This window comes from Paenibacillus sp. Soil724D2 (assembly GCF_001427935.1).
In the GTDB taxonomy this organism is placed as follows: Bacteria; Bacillota; Bacilli; order Paenibacillales; family NBRC-103111; genus Paenibacillus_E.
Genome location: NZ_LMRY01000056.1, coordinates 17,655 through 43,033, shown reverse-complemented (window position 1 = coordinate 43,033; position 25,379 = coordinate 17,655). Strand labels below are relative to the sequence as shown.

General features: G+C 45.2%; 18 protein-coding genes and 1 riboswitch. Of the genes, 12 read left to right on the top strand and 6 right to left on the bottom strand.

What is annotated here, in order from left to right:
* Nucleotides 1-7: 7 nt before the first annotated feature.
* Together ASG85_RS30505 and ASG85_RS30500 are read right to left on the bottom strand one after the other, a co-directional pair.
* Complete coding sequence (locus ASG85_RS30505; protein ID WP_414858803.1) at nucleotides 8-670, bottom strand: methionine ABC transporter permease; 663 nt, start codon at nucleotides 668-670, stop codon at nucleotides 8-10.
* Nucleotides 667-1,692, bottom strand: a complete 1,026-nt coding sequence (locus ASG85_RS30500; RefSeq protein ID WP_057306489.1) for a methionine ABC transporter ATP-binding protein — start codon at nucleotides 1,690-1,692, stop codon at nucleotides 667-669. The genes ASG85_RS30505 and ASG85_RS30500 overlap by 4 nt, the downstream gene beginning before the upstream one ends.
* A gap of 241 nt (nucleotides 1,693-1,933) precedes the next feature.
* Here ASG85_RS30500 and ASG85_RS30495 point away from each other — a divergent pair, with 241 nt between their 5' ends.
* Together ASG85_RS30495 and ASG85_RS30490 are read left to right on the top strand one after the other, a co-directional pair.
* Nucleotides 1,934-3,595 (top strand): hypothetical protein, encoded by a 1,662-nt coding sequence (locus tag ASG85_RS30495; RefSeq protein ID WP_057306488.1) that lies wholly within the window; start codon nucleotides 1,934-1,936, stop codon nucleotides 3,593-3,595.
* Between the two features lie 24 nt (nucleotides 3,596-3,619).
* Nucleotides 3,620-4,579, top strand: coding sequence for an acetylxylan esterase (locus ASG85_RS30490; RefSeq protein WP_057306487.1), 960 nt, complete (start codon nucleotides 3,620-3,622; stop codon nucleotides 4,577-4,579).
* A gap of 44 nt (nucleotides 4,580-4,623) precedes the next feature.
* Here the strand turns inward: ASG85_RS30490 and ASG85_RS30485 are convergent, their stop codons facing one another.
* The gene (locus ASG85_RS30485) at nucleotides 4,624-5,502 is read right to left on the bottom strand and encodes a helix-turn-helix domain-containing protein (RefSeq protein ID WP_057306486.1); all 879 of its coding nucleotides are present in this window, start codon (nucleotides 5,500-5,502) and stop codon (nucleotides 4,624-4,626) included.
* Between the two features lie 130 nt (nucleotides 5,503-5,632).
* Here ASG85_RS30485 and ASG85_RS30480 point away from each other — a divergent pair, with 130 nt between their 5' ends.
* The gene (locus tag ASG85_RS30480; RefSeq protein WP_057306485.1) at nucleotides 5,633-8,608 is read left to right on the top strand and encodes a family 78 glycoside hydrolase catalytic domain; all 2,976 of its coding nucleotides are present in this window, start codon (nucleotides 5,633-5,635) and stop codon (nucleotides 8,606-8,608) included.
* Nucleotides 8,609-9,357: 749 nt separating this feature from the next.
* Here the strand turns inward: ASG85_RS30480 and ASG85_RS30475 are convergent.
* Entirely contained in the window at nucleotides 9,358-10,071 is a 714-nt protein-coding gene (locus ASG85_RS30475; RefSeq protein ID WP_060648743.1) for a DUF977 family protein, read from the bottom strand.
* Entirely contained in the window at nucleotides 10,046-11,677 is a 1,632-nt protein-coding gene (locus ASG85_RS30470) for a sensor histidine kinase (protein WP_057306483.1), read from the bottom strand. Before ASG85_RS30470 ends, ASG85_RS30475 begins: the two co-directional genes overlap by 26 nt.
* Nucleotides 11,678-11,902: 225 nt before the next feature.
* Here ASG85_RS30470 and ASG85_RS30465 point away from each other — a divergent pair, with 225 nt between their 5' ends.
* The 6 genes from ASG85_RS30465 to ASG85_RS30440 all read left to right on the top strand — a co-directional run bounded on the left by ASG85_RS30465 (nucleotide 11,903) and on the right by ASG85_RS30440 (nucleotide 17,808).
* Nucleotides 11,903-12,970, top strand: a complete 1,068-nt coding sequence (locus tag ASG85_RS30465; RefSeq protein WP_057306482.1) for a Bug family tripartite tricarboxylate transporter substrate binding protein — start codon at nucleotides 11,903-11,905, stop codon at nucleotides 12,968-12,970.
* Between the two features lie 75 nt (nucleotides 12,971-13,045).
* Nucleotides 13,046-13,504 (top strand): tripartite tricarboxylate transporter TctB family protein, encoded by a 459-nt coding sequence (locus tag ASG85_RS30460; protein WP_057306481.1) that lies wholly within the window; start codon nucleotides 13,046-13,048, stop codon nucleotides 13,502-13,504.
* A gap of 55 nt (nucleotides 13,505-13,559) precedes the next feature.
* On the top strand, nucleotides 13,560-15,086 hold the full coding sequence (locus tag ASG85_RS30455) for a tripartite tricarboxylate transporter permease (RefSeq protein ID WP_056837769.1): 1,527 nt from the start codon (nucleotides 13,560-13,562) through the stop codon (nucleotides 15,084-15,086).
* Nucleotides 15,087-15,181: 95 nt separating this feature from the next.
* On the top strand, nucleotides 15,182-16,105 hold the full coding sequence (locus ASG85_RS30450; protein WP_060648741.1) for an AEC family transporter: 924 nt from the start codon (nucleotides 15,182-15,184) through the stop codon (nucleotides 16,103-16,105).
* A 30-nt stretch (nucleotides 16,106-16,135) separates the two neighbouring features.
* A complete protein-coding gene (locus tag ASG85_RS30445) occupies nucleotides 16,136-17,569 on the top strand; it encodes an NAD-dependent malic enzyme (RefSeq protein WP_060648740.1) in 1,434 nt (477 codons plus the stop codon).
* Complete coding sequence (locus ASG85_RS30440; protein ID WP_057306478.1) at nucleotides 17,566-17,808, top strand: HPr family phosphocarrier protein; 243 nt, start codon at nucleotides 17,566-17,568, stop codon at nucleotides 17,806-17,808. Before ASG85_RS30445 ends, ASG85_RS30440 begins: the two co-directional genes overlap by 4 nt.
* A gap of 814 nt (nucleotides 17,809-18,622) precedes the next feature.
* Here ASG85_RS30440 and ASG85_RS30435 read toward each other — a convergent pair.
* Nucleotides 18,623-18,829 (bottom strand): YrzA family protein, encoded by a 207-nt coding sequence (locus ASG85_RS30435; RefSeq protein ID WP_057306477.1) that lies wholly within the window; start codon nucleotides 18,827-18,829, stop codon nucleotides 18,623-18,625.
* 184 nt (nucleotides 18,830-19,013) lie between these two features.
* Between ASG85_RS30435 and ASG85_RS30430 the strand changes: the two genes are divergently transcribed.
* The 3 genes from ASG85_RS30430 to ASG85_RS30420 all read left to right on the top strand — a co-directional run bounded on the left by ASG85_RS30430 (nucleotide 19,014) and on the right by ASG85_RS30420 (nucleotide 25,377).
* Nucleotides 19,014-20,768, top strand: a complete 1,755-nt coding sequence (locus ASG85_RS30430) for an ABC transporter ATP-binding protein (RefSeq protein WP_057307065.1) — start codon at nucleotides 19,014-19,016, stop codon at nucleotides 20,766-20,768.
* On the top strand, nucleotides 20,752-22,554 hold the full coding sequence (locus ASG85_RS30425; protein ID WP_156390223.1) for an ABC transporter ATP-binding protein: 1,803 nt from the start codon (nucleotides 20,752-20,754) through the stop codon (nucleotides 22,552-22,554). The genes ASG85_RS30430 and ASG85_RS30425 overlap by 17 nt, the downstream gene beginning before the upstream one ends.
* A 973-nt stretch (nucleotides 22,555-23,527) precedes the next feature.
* Nucleotides 23,528-23,613, top strand: a riboswitch (cyclic di-GMP riboswitch).
* A 93-nt stretch (nucleotides 23,614-23,706) separates the two neighbouring features.
* The gene (locus ASG85_RS30420) at nucleotides 23,707-25,377 is read left to right on the top strand and encodes a pyridoxal phosphate-dependent decarboxylase family protein (RefSeq protein ID WP_060648738.1); all 1,671 of its coding nucleotides are present in this window, start codon (nucleotides 23,707-23,709) and stop codon (nucleotides 25,375-25,377) included.
* Nucleotides 25,378-25,379: the final 2 nt, after the last annotated feature.

Genomic DNA, 25,379 nt, shown 5'->3' with positions numbered 1-25,379 from the left:
ATGTGTTTTATTTGCGGTTAAATTTGGCGACCAAACGGTCTCCTAGCATTTGTAAGAGCTGAACGAATAGAACGAGAATGACGACGGTCACGATCATGATATCGGTACGGAATCGCATGTAGCCGTAGCGAAGCGATAGATCACCAAGCCCGCCGCCGCCAACTACACCTGACATGGCGGAGTAGGAGAGCAGGGCAACAGCCGTCACGGTAACGGCTGAAATCAGACCCGGGCGCGCTTCCGGCATCAGGACGCGCCAGACGATTTGCCACGGCGTAGCGCCCATTGATTGCGCGGCTTCAATGACGCCGCCATCGATCTCGCGTAGCGCGGTTTCAACAAGCCGCGCGAGAAACGGCGCGGCTGCGATAACGAGAGGCGGGATCGCGCCCTGGACGCCGATGGTTGTATGCACGATTGCTTTCGTGATCGGAAAAACCGAGATCATTAGAATCACGAAAGGCACAGAGCGCAGGATGTTCACGATCAGCGACAGCACTCCGTAAAGCGGCAGATTTTGCAGCAGCTGCCCTTTGGAAGTAAGAAATAAAATGATGCCCAGTGCCATGCCGATGATGACAGTGAATAATAGCGACCAGCCCAACATGACGAGTGTATCGCCAGTTGCTTTCGTAATTTCGGACCAGTTAATGTCCCAGGTCATATTCATTGGTTGAGCACCTCCACGTCGATTCCTTCTTGCTCAAGCTTGGCAATCACAGAATCGATTTCTTCTTGGTGTCCGCCTGTTAATTCCACAACCAATTGACCGTAAGGAACACTTTTCATGGAAGAAATTGTACCCTGAAGGATGGCAAAGGACACATTCGTCGACTTGACGGTTTCGAACAAGATCGGTTCATATGTTTTGGCACCGATATAGGTAATTCGGATCACCGTTCCGTGCTTTTCTCCCTGTTTCACCATCGGATCCTGAGCTGAACTTTGTGCGAAATCAGAGACTTGTCCAACGAACTCCTTCGTAACCGCATGCTGGGGCTTCAGGAATACATCAAGCACTTTGCCAGTTTCAACGATCAAGCCTTTCTCCATGACAGCAACACGGTCGCAGATCGCACGAATGACCTGCATCTCATGTGTGATGAGCAGGATCGTAATACCAAGCTTTCGATTAATATCGAGCAGCAGTGCAAGAATGGCATTCGTTGTCTGAGGATCGAGTGCTGAAGTCGCTTCGTCGCAGAGTAGGATATCCGGATGATTGGCCAAAGCTCTTGCAATACCGACGCGCTGCTTCTGTCCGCCTGAGAGCTGGCTTGGATACTTATGCGCGTGTTCCTGCAAACCGACTAAATCAAGCAGCTCCTTAATTCGGGACTGAATCGCCACTTGCCCCATCCCAGCCAATTTCAGAGGAAAGGCAATGTTTTCGGCAACGGTCGATGAAGAGAGGAGATTGAAATGTTGGAAAATCATCCCGATTTTGCGGCGTTTTGTTTGCAACTGGCGAGAATCCAACTTTGTCATTTCTTCACCATCAATGTGAATGCTGCCAGAGGATGGTCGCTCCAGTAGATTTACACAACGCAGTAAAGTACTCTTTCCTGCACCGGAGTGTCCGATGATGCCGAATATTTCTCCGCGATCGATATGTAAATGGATCTGCTGGATGGCCGGTACACGTCCCGGAATATCCTCATATACTTTTTGTAAATTTTCGATATGAATCAGGATGAATACCTCCTATTCCATGCAAATATTGGTGATGATATATTTTGACCAACGGTAGATCATTTTATAAGAAATTGCAAGAGGATGCAACGTCTAAAATATGGAAAATGAAGGGCCACTTTGCATTGACGCTCCATTTATTTGCAAGTAAACTGAGGTTAACCGTTTCAATTATGAAGGATAGCGCTTAAATTACGCGAAAATCGGTAATTTTTAAGTTTTTGCTAAGGAGGTGACAAAATTGACAAATTTGCAACAACGCCAAAATGAGATCAAGTCCAGAATTGCTGAAGCGGCGTTCAAGCAACCTATTTTAAACAGCGGTTTATTATTTCATCATGATATCCGAGATAATTTCTACTACGCTTCTTATTTATTTGCAGCTTCGCAGGAGGAAGCTATCCCATTCGACGGAGATCGCCTACAGGCTAAGATCAAGGCCGAGGGCATCCTGGTTCAAGTTTTGGAGCTTCAGGATAAGAACGAAGAAAGTGGAACCTATGGTCATTGGCCCTTACATTTGAGACCTACTCCTCAAGAAGCACCAAAAAATGCACTTCCTGTTGAACTGATGGGGAGTCTAATGGTTTTTTTCTACCAACGCTATTCAGATAATTTGAGTGAATCCTTGCGTAACTTATTTGCTCTAGCACTGCTTCATATTTATAGAAGTAACTTCTATCGTAAACCATCTGAGCATTATAACCATCATGAAGCAAAATACACAGCAGCTAAGCTTATTTTCGGACAGCTTTATGAGGATACGGCTTTGCTGGACGATGGCTGCCAAAGCTTGCGCAGTACACTGAATCGGGTCACTTCGTTAGGCATGTCGGAGTATGGAGGGTTACCTTGGTTCTGGCACTGGATGCAGGCTTTTACGTGCGCTTGGGAGCTTATGACGGATACGGAGATCAAAGCTGAATTAGCTCGTTTATTGGACTACCTCTGGGAGGTTCGCTCGGCGTATTATCTGGGAGGGGCATGGGTGGGCCCGCATTCGCGGATATGGCCGCATGATATGCCTAAGGACACCAACGTGCTGCACGATTATGTTCAGTTTGGTGATTTCACATTACCGGATCACATGCCTCGAACTGAATATGCAGGTTTTATTGCCTATGAAGCTTCATCAGAAGTTCAGCGTACAGCCTTACATCGAGCGGATCCGGTAGAAATTACTCGCAGAGTTCCCAAACAAGCAGCTCTAGCTGTTGGCAAGAACGATGTGCTGCATAGTTATGTATATATCACAGAAAGCTTTGCGTTAGGCGGTTTGTGGGAACGCGTACAAGAGTTTGATAATGAACAACATCGCTGGGATGTAGCTCTTCCGCTAGATGCGGTCCAAGGTGTAAATCATTTGTATTTTTTTCACCCAGGCCAAGGCTATACAGAAGGAGATTTACGTCATCAAAGTGAATTTTCAGAAGTGCTTTTTCATCAAAATGCATTGATCGTTTCCTATCAAATTCCAGATGATCAGCCTGAATTCATTAAGGGATGTCTGCCTGTAGGAGAATGGATAGAGGAACCGATTGGATTGTTTGGATTATGTGGTCATGTTTACATAGCTGTTTATGTGCAGCAGTCATTTGAAAGGGAAGTACGCGAAGATCGATCCGTTGTCACAAGCAAAGGGAGAACGAATTCCGTAGTTGTCGAGTGTATCGACCAGCAAACAGCAGAATCCCTTCAGATAAGGGATATACAGCAATTTGCAAAAGTGATGAAGCAGAAGCAACCCGTTTATACCCTGTCTGGCGAAGACGATTTGAAAATCACCTATACGACTCTGAAGGATGAAATGATGGTTTTAAGCAGTGGCTTACATAGTGAAGGGAAGATTATCAGACTTGTGAATGGCGAAGCTGTTGATTTCTCTAGCTATACGGTCGCTTGAAAATTATAGAAAAGAGGATATGACATGCCATTATTTGATTTTCCATTAGACAAGCTAGTTACTTATGAAGGACGTAATCCCCGGCCTGAAGATTTCGATTCTTATTGGGAGCGGGCCATTGCTGAAATGAAGGCAGTCGATCCTCAAATCGAACTTCGCCCGAGTGAATTTCAAGTGCCTTACGCTGAATGTTTTGATCTCTATTTTACAGGTGTCAAAGGGGCTCGTATTTATGCCAAATATGTTCGTCCTAAACACGCAGATAAGCCGCATCCAGCTATCGTTGAATTCCATGGTTACTCTGGAAGCTCCGGCGATTGGTCAGGTAAATTAGCGTATGCCGCTCTAGGCTACTCGTTCTTTTCCATGGATTGCCGTGGTCAAGGCGGTTTATCGGAAGATGCAGGTGGTGTAAAGGGGACGACACTTCGCGGGCATATCGTTCGCGGCTTAGATGATCACCCGGATCAATTGTTGTATCGGGATATTTTCTTAGATACGGCTCAGCTCGCCGGCATTGCGATGAATATGCCAGAGGTTGATCCCGAGCGTGTAGGCGCGTTGGGTGGCTCTCAAGGAGGCGCCTTGACGATAGCTTGTGCTGCACTGGAGCCTCGCATTAAGCGGTTAGCGCCAGTTTATCCATTCCTTAGCGATTATAAGCGCGTTTGGGAAATGGATTTGGCGAAGGATGCTTATCAGGAACTGAAGGACTTCTTCCGCCGTCACGATCCACAGCACAAACGCGAAGATGAAATATTCACGAAGCTGGGCTATATTGACATTCAGAATCTGGCAAATCGCATCCAAGGTGAAGTTCTTATGGCCGTTGGTCTTAGCGACACCGTATGCCCGCCTTCTACGCAGTTCGCTGCTTATAACAAAATCAAGTCGAAAAAGCAGTTTGAGTTGTACCCGGATTATGGTCATGAAGGTTTACCTGGCTTCAGTGATAAAACCTTGCAATTTATGTTGGGCCTTTAAAATGAAATGCCTCTCACATCTTCGTGATGGAGGGGCATTTTTGTTTATCTATGCAGCTGCCGGTACTGGCTGGGAGTGACACCGGTTATCTTTTTAAAAAGCTGGTTAAAAAATTTCATATCCTGATAGCCGATACTTGCAGCGACATCGCTGATCTTGTGATCGTTCGCTCGTAATTGCTGACAACAGGCTTCAATTCGTGCGTGCTGCACGTACTCCATGAAGGACATTCCCGTATGCTTTTTAAGCTGGCGATGCAGCTGACGCTCGCTGATGGACAATCTGGCGGCAGCTTCTGTGAGCGAGATTGGGCTGCTGCAATTCCCGCGAATATGGGCGAGTAGACTATCTAAGTCCTGAAGGCTCGCTTTGGACACTTCCGGTGTGAAATCCATTTTGGAGCGATGCATGTAAACAAGAAGCTGTGCCACACAAGTTTGTAAAATCGTCATAAAACCGCTTCGATGGGCGTTGTATTCGAAGTGCAAACGTTCAAAAAGAGGCTCGAATTCCCCATTGCGTTCTTTAAAAGAAAGCCAAGTAGATTGTTCAGTTGCCTGCGAGAATAGGACATTGAATTCATCTTTACTTCCATTCAATTGCGAGTGAAATAATAGGTTCAACCATTCCTGAGTGAAAATGCAATTGTAAACTACAAGGTTTTTTTTCTGTGCCATAGATGATGGGCGGAACACATGGGAGACGCCAACCGGAATGAAGAAGAGATCTCCTTTGGAAACGGGTAATGAGGTATTGTCAATGTAATGTGCACCGCTGCCCTCAGCAACATAGCTAATTTCAATAAAATCGTGCGTATGCTGCAGCATTTCAAATGATTCGTGAACGCGGTTGACGTAAAGCGGAAGTTCCGGAAGGAAAAATTGATCGCCGGGTGTTTCGATAATGCTTCGTTTAATGGTCACTTCGTTTTACTCCTCTTATGTCAATTAAGACCCTAATGAATGTCGGAATTAACCCTAAAAATGAGTACGCTCTCATCATAAAATAAAGCTATCGAAGTAACAATCATTATTTTTCGTGGAGGCAGCTGAAATGAGACAATTAGAAATCGATTGGCAAGCACAATGGGTTTGGGGTATTGGTGAAGCAAGTCCACGAAATGAGTGGCGGTGTTTCAGAAAGACATTCGATGTGGGCTCTGAAGGCTGGGGAGCAGCAACAATATCCATAACTGCTGATTCGCGATACGCTTTATATGTGAATGGAACGAAAGTGGGACGAGGTCCTGTTCGCTCATGGCCATTCGAGCAGTCTTATGATACATACGAAATTGGACACTTGCTGCACAAGGGACGACCTAATGTGATTGGGGTCATGGTGCTCCATTTCGGTGTGTCCAATTTCTACTATTTGCGCGGACGCGGCGGTTTGTTAGTGCAAGTGGAGAGTGAGCATGAAGGTCATTCTCTCGTAGAGTTAGTGACGGATGAAAGCTGGAAAACCTCGCTGCATCTTGGATATGATAGCCGCTCTGGGCGGATGTCGTGTCAGCAAGGCTTTGCTGAACGGATGGATGCGAGCGCTTGGAGCGCGGATTGGTATTTGCCAGATTACGATGATTCTGCATGGGGTCAAGCTTCTATCGTTGGCGCTGTTGGTGTAGAGCCTTGGAGCAGTCTTGTGCCTAGAGATATTCCATTCCTTACCGAGGAACTCGTGTGGCCGGTCCGTATCGAATCCCTCCACCAGGTAAAACCCGTTGCATGGACTGCCTCGATTGATGTCCGCAATCAAATGGTGCCAGAGAGTGTGAATCATGCGAATCCAGTGGGATTTGCTGGGTATATGGCAACGGTAGTAAGAACCGAGAAGGCCGTAAAAGCTGTGTTAGGACTCGTACAGCCGAGCACTGTGAAAGGCTGCAGTGTGAATGGAGAGTGGCTGGATGCGGAGCGTTATACGGGTGTATTACCAGAAAGGTATGCTGAGATAGATCTGAAGGCAGGAGACAATCTCATCTTGTTGGAAACTACTGGCGTTGATCATGGCCGAACGCTGCAGTTGGGCATTGATTGCGATGCTTATTTTGAGGTCGTATCTCCTTTAGCGGAAGCAGGCAACGTTACGTCACCATTTATTTCAATTGGTCCTTTTGCATCTTTTGAATACATTGATCACCAGGAAAGCAGTGATTCTTTGCACCCATATGAAGGCTATGGGTCTTCTTCAGCGTGCGATGAACGGAAAGATGATTTAGATGCGGGTGCGTTTTCCGCTTTTAAAACGTATGTAGAGATTCGCAGTATATCTTCTGCTTTGGACCTGAGTCGTTATACGGATTGGATTCACCCTTTCCCACTGGAATTGGTCAGCAGGGACTCTATCTTTGCACTCAGTGTCTGGAAAAAAGAAGCGCTGGCGCAAGTTGTGCCTTACCCTTTGCAGCAGGCAGTTATCCCAAGTGTGAATCCTGCCGTATTGCCGAGATATGAAGGTGCGGATACGGAAATCATTCTTGATTTTGGCCGTGAGTTTTCTGGCTTTATACAATTTGAAGTAGATGCTGCTGAAGGAACCATACTTGATTTCTATGGCTATGAATACATGCGCGATGGGTGGCGTCAAGACACGTTCGATTTAGATAATACGCTGCGTTATACGTGTTCGGAAGGGCGTCAATCGTATACCTCTTATGTGCGGAGAGGATTTCGCTATTTAATGGTTACGGCAAGGAATGCGGCAAGAGCAGTTAAAATCTACGGTGTACAGGTACAGCAAAGTAATTATCCAATAGCAGAGATAGGCAAGTTCCAAAGCTCTGATGCGCTTTTGAACGATATATGGCAAATTAGTAAGCACACAACCCGACTTTGTATGGAAGATACGTTCGTTGATTGTCCGGCGTATGAGCAGGTTTTCTGGGTCGGGGACAGCCGTAACGAGGCTTTAGTCAATTATTACGTATTCGGAGCTACGGAGATTGTCGAGCGTTGTTTGCGGTTAGTACCTGGTTCCAGAACCCAAACACCGTTATATGTGGATCAGGTTCCTAGTGCTTGGAGCAGCGTTATTCCGAACTGGACGTTTTTTTGGGCGCTGGCCAGCTGTGAATATTATGAGCATACTGGCGATGAGGTTTTTGCGAGAGACTTATGGCCGCATATTCGTTATACCCTTGAGCATTATGAACAAAAGCTTGATGAGCGTGGATTGTTGTTCATAAAAGGCTGGAACTTGCTGGATTGGGCACCAATTGATCAGCCGAATAATGGGGTAGTCACCCACCAGAATATGATTCTGGTCAAAACGCTGCGAAGCGCGGCAGAGTTGGCGAAAGCCGTTGGAGATGTGGGAGAAGCAGATGAATATGAGGGGAAAGCGCTTCGTCTGAGTCAAACAATTAATAAACATTTATGGAGTGAGGATCGCAGAGCATACTTAGATTGTATCCATGCGAATGGCCAGGCCTCGACTGTTTTTAGTATGCAGACGCAGGTTATTGCGTACTTGTGTGGTGTCGCTGAGGGTGAGCGCGCAGAGCAGATGAAGACATATTTGTTTGCTCCGCCGACAGATTTTGTTCAAATCGGCAGTCCTTTTATGTCCTTCTTTTATTATGAGGCTCTCGCGAAAATGGGCCGCATCGGTATTGATCGTATGATCACAGATATGCGTCAGCATTTTGGGCAAATGATTGAATATGACGCCACGACCTGCTGGGAAATGTACCCGAATTTCGCGGAAAATAGAGCGAACCCTGACATGCTTACACGCAGTCACTGTCATGCGTGGTCGGCAGCGCCGGGCTATTTCTTAGGTGCGCATGTGCTTGGTGTCACTCTCGCCGACAAAGGCTGGCGGAAGGTCGTTGTCGCCCCGCAGCCTGCAGATTTGCAGTGGGCGAGGGGCACTGTTCCGCTGCCGCAGGAGGGACGAATCGATGTCGCGTGGCGACTCGAGGAGGACGGACGCGTGATGCGGCTGCAGGTTTGGGCGCCGCGCAGCGTGGATGTGGAGATCCGCATCCCGGACGGCATGGACGGGATTGTGGAGCGTCACGAGGTGTGACGCTAGAGGCGCCGGCTGGTGTGGCCGGCGTCTTTGTTTTGCATTCTGATATCCATAGCAACTTAGGGCACTCATTTGCTTTCCAAGACTATTAGGCTTTCTTAGATGCTTTGGGTTTTGGTATGAGAAAAAGAAGTTAACCAGCTATTTAGCGTAGATAGTAACAGACTCTGCCCGAGTAGGAAGTTGGATGTTGTCTAGGTTATGACTTCTAGTTCGTTGGAGAAATAGTGAAGTAGGAAGTTGTATGTTATTAAGTTTTCCAGGTTTTTGTCTTCTGGAGTATGGAAAAGTAGTTCCTTTAAGAAGGTAAGTTGCACTACGTACAACAATTTCTTTCATTTCTTCAGGAAAAGCTGAAGATGTTGTATGCTGTGCAACAATTTAGCCTTCTTTCCTGCAATAGAGCTATTTTAGACTGGAATTGTTGCATTTTTTACAACATTTGAGAGGATATCGTTGATTAACTTGCGTATTGTTGTACAACGTACAACAATTCCGGATAAGTAAGCGAATGACTAGTAGCATACGGCAGGGGCGAAGTCCGAAAAGGACTTTTCAGATAAAGTGAGAAGTGTATTGGACTGGAAATTGAGCTGAAAGGACTAAAAAAGTCCTCTCATAAGTGAAGAAGAAGTCAGTTCCAGCTGAGAAGACCAAAAACGACTTTGATCGTTCCGATACGAGTTGTTTCTATAGCCAGCAATTTGTTGCTAACGCTGTTTTGCGTCGTTACAGCCAACCTGCCATCAATCCTTTTTCCGCCGGTAAACCCGCTCAGGTCGGCCGACCACACCGTAAGACAGGTCGGCGTATAAATCGCCTGAGCTGACTAAGTGCTCGAGGTAGCGGCGGCCGGTGGAGCGGCTGACACCAATTTCTTTGGCGATTTGATCAGCGGTCAAGCCGCCGGATGCGTTCGAAATCGCTTGCACGATTTTTACCAACGTGAGCTTATCAATTCCTTTGGGCAGGAAAGAGGTGTCTAAGTTGGTTTCCTTCTTGGAAGTTCCAGACATAAGGCGATCCACATCGCTCTGATTGATCATGCCGCTTTCGTTCATGCGACTCAATTCACGATGGAAATTCAGATAGCGCACTAGCGTTTCTTGAAGCCGATTAAAGACGAGCGGTTTAATGATATAATCAAACGCACCGCTGCGTATAGCATCACGAATGGCGTCAATTTCTTTGGCAGCGGTAATCATAATGACGTCTGTTTCCCGGTAATGCTGCCGAATAAAGGAAAGCATCTCTAAGCCGCTGGCGCCCGGTAAGTAGACATCGAGTAGGACGAGATGCGGAGTCAGAATTTCCAACTGTTCCTTGGCTTGACCCACATCTGTGGCTATACCGACGACGTGGAATCCTTCTACTTTTTCTATGAATCGTCTGTTAATCTCAGCAATTTTCACATCATCTTCTACGATTAATACTTCAACGGATTGATTCTGGTGTTCCATGGGGCAGACTCCTTTCTTTGAGATCAGGGATCTTGGGAATCGCTACGGTGAAAATTGTGCCGCCTGCGGGGTTTTTATGAAAGGTAATGTACCCACTCAACTTGCCGACAGCATGTTGGACCAGAGCAAGTCCAATGCCGCGGTGTTCCCCCTCTTTGGTCGAAAAGCCTTTTTCAAATACAGCCATACTCGTCTCCTCAGGAATTCCTACGCCTCGATCCTCACATTCGATAATAAGATCCTCACCAAGGTCGGTTAGAAATAATTTCACATACGGCTCCGTCTGATCGCCACCAGCAAGTACTGCTTCCATGGCATTGTCAACGAGGTTACCAATGATGGTGACAAGCATATTTCGATCAATCTGAGCAGGGATGTCGCTGAATGTGCTTTCGTGATCAATTTCGAACGTTATCTTTAGTTCCTGCGCATGATTAAATTTGCCAATGAGCAGTCCGCCAATCATAGGATCTGGGATTTCTCGCATAATGAACTGTACCCAATTCTGATGTACATCGGCCTCCCGGGAGATAAGTTCAACAGCTTCTTGATACGATTCGAGTTGGATTAGCCCCGAGATGACGTACAGCTTGTTCGAAAATTCATGCGTTTGTGCGCGTAGCGCTTCTGCAAAGCGTTTGACCTGAGACAGTTCTTCAGCCAACCGATACAGCTCGGATTTACTGCGAAAGCTCGAAACTGCACCGGTTACGCCTAATTTCCGCTCAATAATCGGGACCCGATTCACTATCACTTCATGGTCGCCGATGAGCATTTCATGGTCAAATTCGGCTTTCCCCGAACGAACGACTTCATACAATCTCGTATTCGGTATAACGTCTTCAATTTGTCTTCCAGTAATTTTTGCCGTGACAGGCAGCTGCAGCAGCTGAAGCGCATAGCGGTTCGCCATCGTAATAACTCCCTCACGATTAACCGCGATAATACCTTCTCGTATGGATTCTAGAATCGCCTTTTTTTCGGTATATAATGCGCCGATTTCCTTTGGCTCCAAGCCATGAATGGAACGCCGGACGTTATGGGCGATGAGGACAGAGCCGACAAGTCCGATGACGAGAACGATCAAAGAGATCATTTCGATTCGTGTTTGATACACAGTGGTAATTAGTGCAATGTCCTCTGTCAAGAACCCAACAGATACGATACCAATTACTTGACCATTGTCGCTAAATACTGGAGCTTTGCCACGGAGCGAGGGGCCCAGAGACCCAATAGCCTTAGAAATAATGGATTTTCCATCAAGTACAGGGCCATTATCTCCCCCAACCATTTCTTTGCCTATTCGCTCAGGCAGGGGATGCGAATAACGGATACCTTCGCGGTTCCCAACAACGATGTATTCCGCATCTATTTTCTCGCGTACCGTCTCCGCAATGGGTTGAATGACAGCTGAGGGGTCATTTAATTGAAAGGCGTGCCTTATTTCAGGCATACTAGCCACTGTTTCAGCTACCTTCAAGGCGCGTGTACCAATCTGATCCTCAAGAGCGGAAGTCATCAGATAATAGAAAATGCCGCCTAGACTTAGGATGATGAAGACAAGCAGTGAACAAATAATCAAGATTAGCTTGGTTTGCAGCCTCATTCCGAGTTAAAGCCCCCCGTTTTTGCTAGTATTGTATCATAAAGCGCTCTCATTATGAGGGAAAACGCGTTGGTGCCGTCGTGAACAATATGAACAAAATGCCCAAAACGACGTTATTATAATTAATCTTGTTAAACTTCTCAATTTTCTATTCAGGTGATATTCTGAAAGCGCTTCAAAGAAAGCGGATACACGTATAAAACCAAAAAGTTGGAGGGGTTTCATTTGATAAAAAATGTATTGGCAGCATCTTGGAAAGTAACATCGATCAGTTTATTAGCAATCTCCTTGGCAGCATGCGGTAATGGGGCAGCTAAACCAACAGACGCAACAGGTGACAAGGCCAAAGAAACGACAGCACCAGCACAAGCGGCATCCAAATATCCAGAAAAAGCGCTTAGCATCATCGCTCCATCCGGTGCAGGCGGCGGTTGGGATATGACGGCTCGTACAATTGCCAAAGTATTGACGGAAACGAAAGCGATGGATAAGCCGATTTCGGTTGAAAATAAACCGGGTGGAGGCGGCGCTGTCTTCATGGCGGAATATGCGACGAAAGATGTGAAGGACAACTACAAATTGTTCGTTAGCTCACCGCCGATTCTCATTAACCATCTGAAAAAAGAAGGTAACACGCCTTACGGTTATGCCGATACAACACCGCTTGCTCAATTGACGAAGGATTATGGCGCGGTTGCGGTCGCGGCAAACTCGAAATATAAAGATTTGAAATCACTATTGGATGATATGAAAGCGGATCCTACGAAACTGACGGTCGCAGGCGGTTCTGCACCTGGCTCCATGGATCATCTGGTTTCCATTCTTCCTGCCTTTAAATACGGTATCGACCCGAAAAAGGTGAAGTACGTATCCTATGATGGCGGCGGGGAAGCCGTAACAGCTTTGCTCGGCGGTAATGCGGATGTGCTCGGAACTGATGCATCCTCCTTGGATCAGTATGTGAAAGCTGGCAAGATCAGAATACTGGCGGTGGCATCACCAGGGCGACTCGGTGGCAGCATGAAAGATGTTCCAACGATGAAAGAACAAGGTGTTGACGCTGAATTCTTAATCTGGCGCGGCTTCTTCGGACCTAAGAATATGGATGCTGGTGCGAAAAAGTTCTGGGAAGATACGATCAAGAAAATGGTTGAATCCGATACATGGAAAAAAGAAATGACTGCGAACAATTGGGAAACAGACTATAAAAAAGCGGATGATTTCAAAACTTTCTTAGCTCAGCAAGAAACACAATTGAAAGATATGTTGACAGCTTTGGGTATGCAGAAATAAGAGAGCCTTGGGATGCTGGGGAGAAGCGAGTTTGACTTCTTCCCATGCACGAAGGGCAGGAGGTTGAGTAGGCAGATGAATACCATGTTTGACCGTTATGCAGGTATCGTTTTTTTCGCTATTGGCACCACATTTGTAATCGGCAGCAGAAGCATTTCAACAAGTGCTTACGGTAGTAATGTAGGCGCGAATATATTCCCAATGATGCTGGGGGCTTTCTTAGCACTAATGAGCCTTCGTCTCATCTATGATACGTTCCGCAAGCAGCAAACGAAAAAACATAAAGAAAATTTGGATTACAAAAGATTTGGTATCATTTTCGTTTCAGCAGTCCTATATGCGTTATTTCTCGAAGATGTCGGATTCGTCATCTCCACGTTTCTCTTTTTAATGATTGGGTTCCAAACGATGCAAAGAGGTAGAATTTGGGTTTCGCTTTTGATCTCAGCTGCATTCTCCTTTGGGGTGTATACGCTGTATGTGAATGGTTTGGATGGTTCACTTCCTGGATTTCCAACTTGGTTAGGCTTCTAAGATATCGCTTACGCAGTGGGTTTGCTAAAAAGCAAGCTCTAAGGAGGTTATTGAAATGGGCACGATTGATTATGTGCTTCATGGCTTGGGTACTGCAATGCAGTGGCACAATGTCGTGTTTGTTTTTCTAGGCGTATTAATTGGTACAGTGGTAGGTGTCCTACCCGGGATTGGACCCATGAGCGGTGTAGCTCTGTTAATCCCGATAACAGCGACAATGACCGCAGGATTAGGTCCTGAGGAAGCCGCGACGAGCTCCATTATTCTGCTCGCTGGCGTCTATTATGGAGCGATGTACGGAGGATCGACGACTTCCATCCTGCTGAATACACCGGGAGAATCTTCTTCCGTAGTAACGACCCTAGATGGTTATCAAATGGCTAAACAAGGTAGAGCCGGGGCAGCGCTTGCGATTTCGGCGATCGGTTCCTTTGCGGCCGGCATTATTTCCTTAATAGGACTTATTTTCCTTGCTAGGCCCTTGTCGGCAGTTGCCATCAAGTTTGGTCCTGCTGAATATTTCTCTCTCATGGTTCTCGGCTTACTTGCAATCAGCGGTTTAGCAGGCAAATCCATGGTCAAAGCTTTAATGATGACAGCTTTCGGACTTCTGCTCGCAACGATTGGAATTGATAATGTATCCGGTGTTGAACGATTTACATTTAATATTCCGGAGCTTTATCAGGGTCTGGAATTCCTTACCGTGGCTGTTGGTACTTTCGCTGTCGGCGAAGTGTTCAAGACCATTCTGCAGCGAGAAGGAAACGATGGCGAATTGGCTAAAATCAATCGAATCCTACCGACTAAGCAGGATTTGAAAGATAGCGCGGCGCCTATCGCTCGAGGCTCAGTGCTTGGATTTTTCATCGGGCTTCTGCCTGGTGCCGGTGCCATTCTTGCTTCCTTTTTCGCTTACATTGTAGAAAAGAAAATCAGTAAACATCCCGAGAAATTCGGGAAGGGTGCCATTGAGGGTGTAGCTTCTCCGGAAGCTGCGAATAATGCGGCGTCAGGCGGCGCCATGATTCCACTTTTGACACTAGGCATTCCTTCATCCGGTACAACCGCTATTCTGATGGGCGCTTTCATTATGTACAATGTTCAGCCGGGTCCTTTGTTATTCCAAGATCACCCGCAGCTCGCATGGGGCGTTATTGCCAGTATGTTCGTGGGCAATCTGATGCTGCTTATTCTGAATATGCCGCTCGTTAAAGTGTTTGCCAAAGTCATTGAAACACCAACGAAATATTTGATTCCATTAATTATCGTGTTTTCCGTTTTCGGTGTCTACGCGGTTCAATATTCAACGTTTGATTTGCTCTTGATTATGGGCTGTGGTCTTGTCGGGTACTTCTTATCGAAAAACGATTACCCGTTAGCGCCGCTGGTACTTGGTCTTATTCTTGGACCGATGCTGGAAAATAACATGCGCAGAGCGTTGACCATTTCGAATGGAGATTTCATGATTTTCCTTCAAAAACCTGTTTCCCTCGCTTTCTTGATCATTGGCTTCTTATGGTTGACGATCCCTTTAATCCTGAAGATGAGAGGCAAAAATGTTCTCGTAAACGAAGAGGCATAAGCTGGACGAAAACCCCTATGAAGCTGTGTGGAGCTCTGATACCAATCAGCCTCTATCGGTAGAATAGGGGTTTCAATTCATGGAGTGAAATTCAAATGGACGTACTTTTTCTTATCGTGCTCAATGTTATTGTACCTGTATTTTTATTAATTGGAGCAGGCGCTTTTATGCATCGTGTATTTCATTTCGATATGCATACACTGTCTAAGCTCAATGCGTATTTCTTACTTCCAGCGGTTTCTTTTACGAATATTTATCAAAGTAAGCTGGAATGGAGTACGCTGCTGCAAATCATTAGTTTTTTGCTTCTGCAAAGTATCGCTCTTATCGCGGTGAGCAAAGGAACAGCAAAGCTGGCTAAATTTGATAAAGGCTTGTCTTCCAGCTTCTCAAATAGTGTGGTACTTAGCAATTCGGGTAATTTCGGTTTGCCGGTGTCACAGCTTGTGTTTCAGGGGAACCCGGTTGGTTTAGCTGTTCAAGTTATTGTCACCATTTATCAAAACCTTCTAACGAATACCTTTGGCTTGGTTAATGCGGTTTCTGCACAAAACCAAGGGCAAAAGATGCTGCGGAAGCTTTTGAAAAATCCCATGATCCATGCATTTGTACTGGGGTTGCTGATGCATATTCTGGCGATTCCAATTCCGGCTTTCATATGGCATCCGATCCAGAATGTATCAAACGCCTTCCTTGCGATTGCACTAGTTACGCTAGGTGCACAGAGTGCTTACTTGCAGTTTAAGCATATTAGCAGCGTACTTATTTTCAGCCTTTTCGGAAGACTTGTTGTCTCACCGATTCTCGCACTAATCTTGATTTTACTGCTCCATTTGGAAGGTACAACCGCACAAGCATTGTTTATCGCAAGCTCGTTTCCCACGTCAAGGAACAGCGCGGTATTTGCATTAGAATACGGGAATCACCCGGAATACGCTGCCCAAGTGGTTCTGCTCTCTACTTTATTCAGCAGCTTGACTGTTACCGTAGTCGTGTATGTATCGAAACTATTATTTTAGGCATGATGCCCTAAAAACGAGGAGTTCATTTTGAAAGACACGATTGGTGGCAAAAGCATTATTCTGCGTGTGGAGCTGCAAACGGAAGCCGTTCATTTTGGACAATTAATTACCGTCATTACGGAAAATGGCGGGGATGTTATTGCCATCGACGTTATCCAAACAGGTCCAAATTGGACGGTTCGTGATATTACTGTAACAGCATCAGAACAGATTCAACTGGAAGCTGTCACCAGCGCAATCAAGTTGCTTCAAGGTGTAAAGCTTGTTCATGTATCAGATCGCACCTTCCTGCTTCACCTAGGCGGCAAGATCGAGATGAAGCCTAAGGTGCCGATTCAGAATCGGGACGATCTGTCTCGCGTGTATACACCCGATGTTGCGCGCGTTTGTATGGCGATTCATGAGAAGCAGGAGAATGCGTACAAGCTTACGATTAAGCGAAATACAGTTGCTGTAGTTTCGGATGGCAGTGCGGTGCTTGGTTTGGGTAATATCGGACCCTACGCGGCTATGCCGGTCATGGAAGGTAAGGCGATGCTGTTCAAGCAGCTCGCAGATGTCGATGCCTTTCCAATCTGCTTAGACACGCAAAACACGGAAGAAATCATCACTACGATTAAGAATCTAGCGCCTGCTTTTGGCGGGATCAATTTAGAGGATATCTCTTCGCCGCGTTGTTTTGAAATTGAGGAAAGGCTGCGTGAGGAGCTTGATATTCCTGTATTCCATGACGATCAGCACGGGACGGCCGTTGTTCTGTATGCGGGGCTTATCAATGCACTGAAAGTCGTTGGGAAATCGATTAACGAAGCAAAGGTTGTCATCTGTGGCATTGGGGCGGCTGGCATAGCTTGCTCAAACATACTACTTGCAGCAGGTGTTAAGGAATTGATCGGAGTTGATCGAGAAGGGGCTTTGGTGAGCAGTACTTCGTATAGTAATCCCATGTGGAACGGGTATGCAGAGCGAACCAACCCGAATCAATTAACAGGCTCCTTGCACGAAGTTATCGAAGGGGCGGATGTATTTATCGGATTATCCTCCGGTGGTGTACTGAAGCGGGGCGATGTTGAACGGATGGCGCCGCATCCCATTGTATTCGTGATGGCGAATCCTACACCGGAGATTCATCCAGACGAAATTGAAGACATTGCAGCCGTAATAGCGACTGGAAGGTCTGATTTCCCGAATCAGATTAATAATGTCTTATGCTTTCCAGGGATATTTCGAGCCGCTTTAGATTGCCAGGCTACTACAATTAATGAGGAAATGAAGCTAACTGCTTCCGCGGCTATCGCCTCTGTCGTAGCCCCGGAAGAATTGAATAAACTGTACATTATTCCGAGTGTTTTCAATCAAGAGGTCGTTAGACGCATTCGGACAGGGGTCATTGAAGCAGCAATAAGAACCGGAGTGGCTCGGAGAATGCCGCGCGAATTCAGGTCGGGGGGATCCATATGAGTGGTTTGGGAACAAGAGCGATTGTAGAAATTAACCAAGTAGCTAATCAATTTAAATCGAGCATTGTTATCAAAGTGGGCAAACGTTTCATCGATGTCAAAAGCATTCTCGGTCTAAGCATTACGCTTTTCAGCAACGAGGTGTATCACTTAGAAATTCATGGTCCCGACGAAGTTGAGGCTAAGCATGCCATGGAGGAGCTATTTATCAAACATGGACTTCCGCTAAGCGGAGTTTGATCGTGAATGAAGGGTTGTTACGAAAGGGTAACACCAAGTGAAACACGAAGAGGCAACACCAAGGGCAACACCGATTGCTATACCAATAGACGACACCAAGTAATAACACAAGGAGCAACACTAGGAGCAACAACAAGAGCAACACCAGAAGCAACACCAAGAGCAACGCCAAGAGCAACGCGAAGAGACAACGCCAAGAGCAACACCAAAAGCAACCCAAACGTGCAATCCCAAACGTTGAACCAAAAAGCCTTCAGCACCACTTTTAAAGTGGTGTTGAAGGTTTTTTTATCTCAATATTACTGTACACAGTAGGGGGAGAGGGTCACTAGTTGTACAACGTACAACAATTTCCTTGATTTCTTCTTGAAATACGGATGATGTTGTATGTTGTGCAACAATTTAGCCTTCATTCCTGCTATTGAGCTAGTTTGGGCAGAAATTGGTGTATTTTTTGCAACAATCGCTAGGAATATAGTGGATTCACTTACCTAATGTTGTAAGAAATACAACTTCACAAGTTTCAAAAGGAACTACGATGCGTTATTTATCGAAAAAACCACCTTTTTGAGCGTAAAGGGAATATGGATGCGTTATTTTGCCATTTAGGACTGAAATACGGCATTCAAAGCGGAAATAAGTGATTGACGTTCCGTTTCGATAGCCTAATAGCGGCTTTCTCTCGCAATAACGCATCGACGTTCCCTTTCATGAAGCTTCTGATTGGTTGAAAAGGAAATATAATCAAATTCGGCCCTGCGCATGAAGTATATTCAACACGATGGACCTGAGGCCGTTGCTTCGGTTATCTAATTTATTTCACCTTAAAATGCACAACCGCGCTGTACAGCATTTTACCCGCATTCGGGTCGAACACGATGTGATGCTGAATTGCGAACACGTCGAGCAATAAAGCTTTGTTGTTATCGATTTGCTCGTTGATTTGACGTTCCAACGTCTTCATATCATAAGCTTGAAAAAACTCGATTTTATTATCTATGCGGTCCAAAAGAAAGTCCATGATCTTACTCCTCCCTAAGCTAAGTTGTAAAGTTTAGACAACTTCTCTTATTATAACGTCAATATCTGATATAGGAAGTACATATGAATAGGCGTATACTGTAAGGGGATACATGATCGCATGTTCTGATGGATCGGGAATACCTCATTTGCTAGACAAACTTGTAGTAGGAAGTGATGTCGTTTTGAAGTCTACACGATTATTGGTTGATTTCTTCAAAGAGAAATGGCCGTTGTATGTTGTAGCCGCATTGTCCATTTCTTTAGGCAACATTGTTCATTCGTATTACCCCAAACTGCTAGGCATTTTTACTGATCAGCTGCAGCAAGGACTTTTGAGTAAAACTCTTATAATTGATTACAGTCTAAAGCTGCTGATGATCGGCGTCACATTCGGTGTTTTAACAGCCATTGGTCAGTATATGATCATGCGAAACGGAAGACGCTTCGAGTTTGTTTCAAGAAACCGCTTGTTTAACCATTTCACACAGCTAGGCGCAACATTTTACTCAAAGAACGGCGTTGGTAAGCTGCTAAGCTATGTGATGAATGACGTAACTGTCATTCGGGAATCGATATCCATGGGGATTAACCACATTGTAAACTCGGCGATTTTGATCACAGCTGCCATTCTCATGATGATATTCAGTTCGATCCCTCTCTATTTAATTCTCGTCTGTATATTGCCCTTGTTGCTTATTCCTGTTCTGACCGTTCGATTTCAGCCAATTATTAAAAAGCATTCCTTACAGGTACAAGAAGCATTAGGCAAAATGACGGAGTCGGCCGAGGAGCAATTCGGAGGCATACGGGTAGCCAAGAAATTCGCGGTGGAACCGATTATGGTTCGTAGGTTCAGCGAAACGGTAGATCGGATTCGCGACAACCAATTGAGATTGGTTCGGCTATCTTCCTTATTTGAAGCACTTATTCCGTTTCTGGGCGCAATATCGCTGATCATCGCGATTGCTTTTGGGGGCTATTTGACCATTCAACAGCGGATTACGATTGGCAATTTTGTTGAATTAACGCTATACATACGGATGATGGTAAACCCTTTACAGCAAATTGGCCGCGTCATTAATGCCATGCAGCGCTCTCGAGCTTCGCTTGAACGAATGAATGAGCTGCTCGATTTGAAATCGGAAATTGTGCAAAACGAGCTTGCGCAAATATCCGACCTCGATCACGAGGGGATTCGGATTGAACATTTGTCTTTCGCTTATCCTGATGATGAGGACGAGGTGCTTCATGACATAACACTGACGATTGAACCTGGCAAATCCATTGGCATTATCGGGAAAACAGGCAGCGGCAAATCGACCTTGGTGAAGCTAATGCTTAGGATATACGACCCGCCGGAGGGGACGGTATGGATCGGGGATACGGATATTCGCGATGTGACATTAGAAAGCCTGCGAAATCAAATCGCTTACGTTCCACAAGAGGGATTCTTGTTTAGCACGACCATCCGGGATAACATCGCCTTTTATAAAAGAGAATCACCCTTAGAACAGGTTGAGCGTGCTGCCAAGAAAGCACAAATCCTCTCAAGTATTACGTCATTTCCTGAAAAGTTTGAGACGAAGCTAGGCGAGCGCGGTGTCACCTTATCGGGTGGGCAGCGTCAACGAACAAGCTTAGCCAGAGGGATCATTAAGGATTCTCCTTTGATGATTCTAGATGATAGTGTAAGCGCTGTTGACTCGGTGACGGAGAAGCACATCATCGATACGATCCGCAAGGAGCGATTGAACAAAACGACCATTTGGATCGCTCATCGAATCTCCGCGTTGAAGCATACGGATGAAATTATCGTTCTTCATGAAGGCAGGATTGTGCAGCGCGGCACGCACGAAGAGCTAATTGCGCAGGAAGGCTTGTATGCCGAGCTTCATGCGATACAAGAGGGAGGTAGCGACGATGCCCAAACGGAATAACAAAAGCAATGAGGAGCGGCAGAAGACGCGATCTTCCTTTCGTTCTTTATCCGCTTATGCCAAACCGCATAGGTTCACCTTTGCAGCTGTTTTATTTTGCGCGTTACTAGGGATAGCTGCAGATTTGTTTCAGCCGTATCTAGTTAAGATCGCGATTGATGATAATTTGATGATTGGGAAAAGTGACTATCGCTCACTGCTGCTCATCTGTTTGTTTTATGCAGGTCTATCGATCAGCAGTTTATTCTTCAGTTATCTGCAGAATAATTTATTGCAGTTTGCCGGCCAAAGCATTGTTGCCAAAATACGCAAGGATTTGTTCGAGCACATCTTTAAGCAGTCGATGTCTTACTATGACCGTACGCCAAGCGGCAGCCTAATTACGCATGTTTCCAGTGATACGGAAACGTTGAATCAGTTTTTTACGCAGGTTCTTCTTAGTCTGGTTCGCGATGGCATGACACTCGTATTCATCATCGTCCTGATGTATCATCTGGACCCGCAGCTAACGCTTTACAGCATGATAGTGATTCCCATCATTGTGCTCATAGCTATAAGCTTTCGCAGATATATGCGCAAAACCTATCAGCTTTCCAGGACGCAGCTGTCTCAAATGGTTGCTTTTGCCGCTGAGAATTTATCCGGGATGCATCTCATTCAAGCTTTTCATCAAGAAAAGGAACAGATGAATCGCTTCACTGATCGGAATCTAGGATATTTCCGTGCAAATTTGAGAGAAATTCGTACCAATGTTTTGTTCAATCGTTCCTTTGATATTTTAGGGAATTTATCGGTAGCTTTTATCACCTGGATTGGCGGTATTGCTGTGTTCGATAAAACGATTGAATTCGGAGTTTTGTATGCTTTCATTACGTATATACGGCAGTTTTTTCAACCGATTAATAACATTACACAGCAATGGAATACCCTTCAATCTACAACGGTGTCTGTCAATCGAATTTGGAATATATTCGCCATTCAACCGGAAGTAAAGGATAAGGAAGGCATGTTGTCACCCTCGTTGTCCGACGTGAAGGGGGACATTCATTTCAACCATGTGCATTTTGGTTATTTGAAGGATACAGCTGTCATTGAGGATTTAGAGCTTCATATTGAGCCCGGTGAAATGATCGGTATTGTGGGGACGACGGGCGCTGGGAAAAGCTCGTTGATTAGTTTGCTTTGCCGCTTTTATGATGTGCAGGAAGGGAGTATCCGCATTGACGGCACGGATCTGCGGGATATCCCGCAGGCTGATTTACACCGAATGGTTGGACTTGTACAGCAGGAACCGTACTTATACGCAGGCAGTATTTTGGACAATGTTCGGATGTTTGATGAAACTATAACGCGTGAGGAAGTTATTGAGGCATGCCGAATGGTTGGGGCAGACAATCTCATTTCACGAATGAAAGATGGTTATGAGACACGCATATCAGAGAGAGGAAGCGGGCTTTCCGCAGGAGAGAGACAACTGATCTCATTCGCGCGAATTATCGTATTCAAGCCGAAAGTACTGATTCTTGACGAAGCTACAGCGAATTTGGACTCCCAAACGGAGCAGTTGATTCAATCCGCGCTGCAGGTCGTAGCCGAGGGAAGAACGACACTTGTTATCGCACATCGCATCTCGACCATTATGCATGCTAACCGCATCATTGTGATGAGTCAGGGGAAAATTGTTGAAGAAGGGAACCATGCACAATTACTTGCGCTTCGTGGCTATTACGAGCAATTATATCTCCATTCACAGGGGAATATGGATGCTGCACAAACTATTTCATAACATGAATGCGCCGCAACTGAGGTTGTGAAAATAAGCTTTGTCGGACTCCTTGTTAGGAAGTCGTGACGAAGCTCATTTTACCGCATAAGTAAGAATAAGTTATAGGGTAACGATGGCCCCTTTCTTATCGGCGATAAAAGCTACATCTATACGCACTCGCTCACCTTTGAATGGTCTCAATAGTGGTTTTCTCAACTGATAAGATTTTATATGTTTTGGGTTTGGGGTGAGCGAAGCTTACCCCTTTTTTATTATTGTTTTGTTTTGGAGTAAGTGAAGCTTCCGCCCTGATTACCCCAGTAATAAGAAGGGGTGTTTTGTGTGCTGATATATGGGAGAACCGGGGAAATAGGAGGGTAAGTTGCATAACGTACAACATTTATCCTTGATTTGTTCTGTGAAGGCTGAAGATGTTGTATGTTGTACAACAATTCAGCCTATTTATAGGCATTTGGGCTGCTTTGGCAGGAATTGTTGTATTTTCTGCAACATTCGTGAGGAAAACGTGGATTTGCTTGCAAATTGTTGTATAATCTACAACAATTCACGATTGAGTAAGTGTGCATGGTTACACATATGCCTTGGGCGCAATCATATGTTGCGCGTCAACCATTAGGCCCTTTTTTTTATCTAGATTCCTAGATTCTCCACTTCATTTAACCAGAACGGTGTTATCACCGTCCATAAGTTGGATTAGCTTTATCGATATAAATAAGCCCTGTATCCTCGTATTTGCGTGTCATGACAAGATTTCTTTTATTACTGGAATAACTGTCTCGAAAAGAGACAATCGAACCTATTTTACCACGATCCAAGGGAAAATGTTAAAAAAGCAATATAGTTACAATATAATATCTTTACAAACAATACTGGAAAATTGTGTTGTTTTATTTATATTACTATACTATACTAATGTATAAAATTGTAAAGTTTTGTTGTCGATTATTGTCGAAGATGGGAATTTTCACCTACAACTTTATAACGGCAAACCTATTGAAAAATAGGGACGCAAAGCTAGAGGGACTACATCCGACAAGGATATGTCAGCCAGTTGCATTGTAGCAATTGGTGGAATAGGGCATTTATGCCTATGTTTCTCCTTTTTTTTGTGAACATTTTCGTCAAGCAATTCTATCGATAGGAGAGAAATGAATGAGAGAGAAAAGATTAACAAATGTACAGCAATTATTCCCCAGTGAGGATGGAAACCGACAAACGCGACAAATGGTTTTGCGGCTCATTGAACAACTAGTAACAGGAGTGGATGGTCTCAAAAACCCGGATGGCGTCAATCTCAAGGGCGAGAAAAACCGAACAGGGACTTTCTATAACAATCTAATTCGAGAAAGCTCCATTCCTAATGGCAGCGTCCCCCTAGAGGAAGTTAATACAGAGCTATTGAAATTGCTGCATGATCATCCTTATCATACGAAATATTTTTTAACGAATATTTTACCGATGGCAAGCATCCCGGGGATTATGGGCATGATCGCGGCATTTTTGGTTAATGGCAACAATTTATGGGATGTATACGGCCCAGCCGGAGCTGAAGCTGAAGTAAGAGTCATCAGCATGATGTCCAAATTAATAGGCTATGATGCGCTGAAAAGCGGCGGGTATACGACATGGGGCGGACAAGGAGCTGTATTCTCAGGTCTCCGGATAGCGATCGCTAAATTCGTTCCGGACGCATTGCAAAAAGGTGTTCCCGACAACTTGTATGCTTTTTGTTCCGAAGCCGCTCACTACAGCTTGTTTAAATCTATGGAGGCATCAGGCATAGGGAGCGATAGATTGATTAGAGTTCGCACGAATGCTGACAGCTCCATGGATGTGAATGATCTGAGAGTTAAAATGGAAGAAGTGATCGCACGAGGCGGAATTCCGATTTACATTGTAGCTACGACAGGAACGACGGATGCCATGGGGATTGACGATTTGGAGCAAATTTATGCTGTGTCTGACAAGGCAGCCGTTCATCATGGGTTGCTTAGACCTCATATTCATGCAGACTCTGCTTTAGGTGCGTTCTTTGCTTTCTTTAATGACTATGATTTCATCTCCAATCCACTCGAATTAAAGAAAGATGTCGCTCAGGCTTTAATTTCTATCCAAAGCAAGATGAGGCATTTGCATTTGGCCGACTCGCTTTGCTTCGATTTTCAAAAGCTGGGGCAAACCCCTTACCTGACAAGCTTATTTCTGGTCAAGGATGCCGCCGATTTAAGGCTCATGGATCTGCATCCGGATGAAACGCCCTATGTCGGACATCGGGGATACGGACAGTATCACACCGGTTATACGTTGGAGTGCTCGCGCATGGCTAGCTCCATCAGCATTTACAGTGCTCTGCTTGCATTCGGCGTTCAAGGGTATCAGCAATTGCTGGCTCAGTTCGTTGAGGTTAATCTTGCTTTCCGGGAAGCGCTTCGCCAAGAAATCCCTCATGCTGAAATCGTTAATAACGACAACCCTGGCATCATTACACTATTTCGTATATATCCGGAAGGCAGTCCGCATTTTCAAGAAGAAGTTTCAGGCAAGTGCACGCTTAAGGAAATTGAACGGAATAATAAATTTAACGAGCGTTTATTCGAAATGCTTGGGAATCATCGCGATCGTATATTTTTTGGCGATACCAAAAAGCATCTGCTTGTTCAAACGAAGGATGATTGTTCTGTTGCTCTTTACGCGACAAAGATTTTTGTCATCTCCCCTTATACGGAGACCAAACATGTACATGAAATTATTCAATATTTGAAGGAAACTGTAGCGCAAGTCTACGAGAAATATTCCGAAACATCGCTATTAAGCAGGAGGTAATT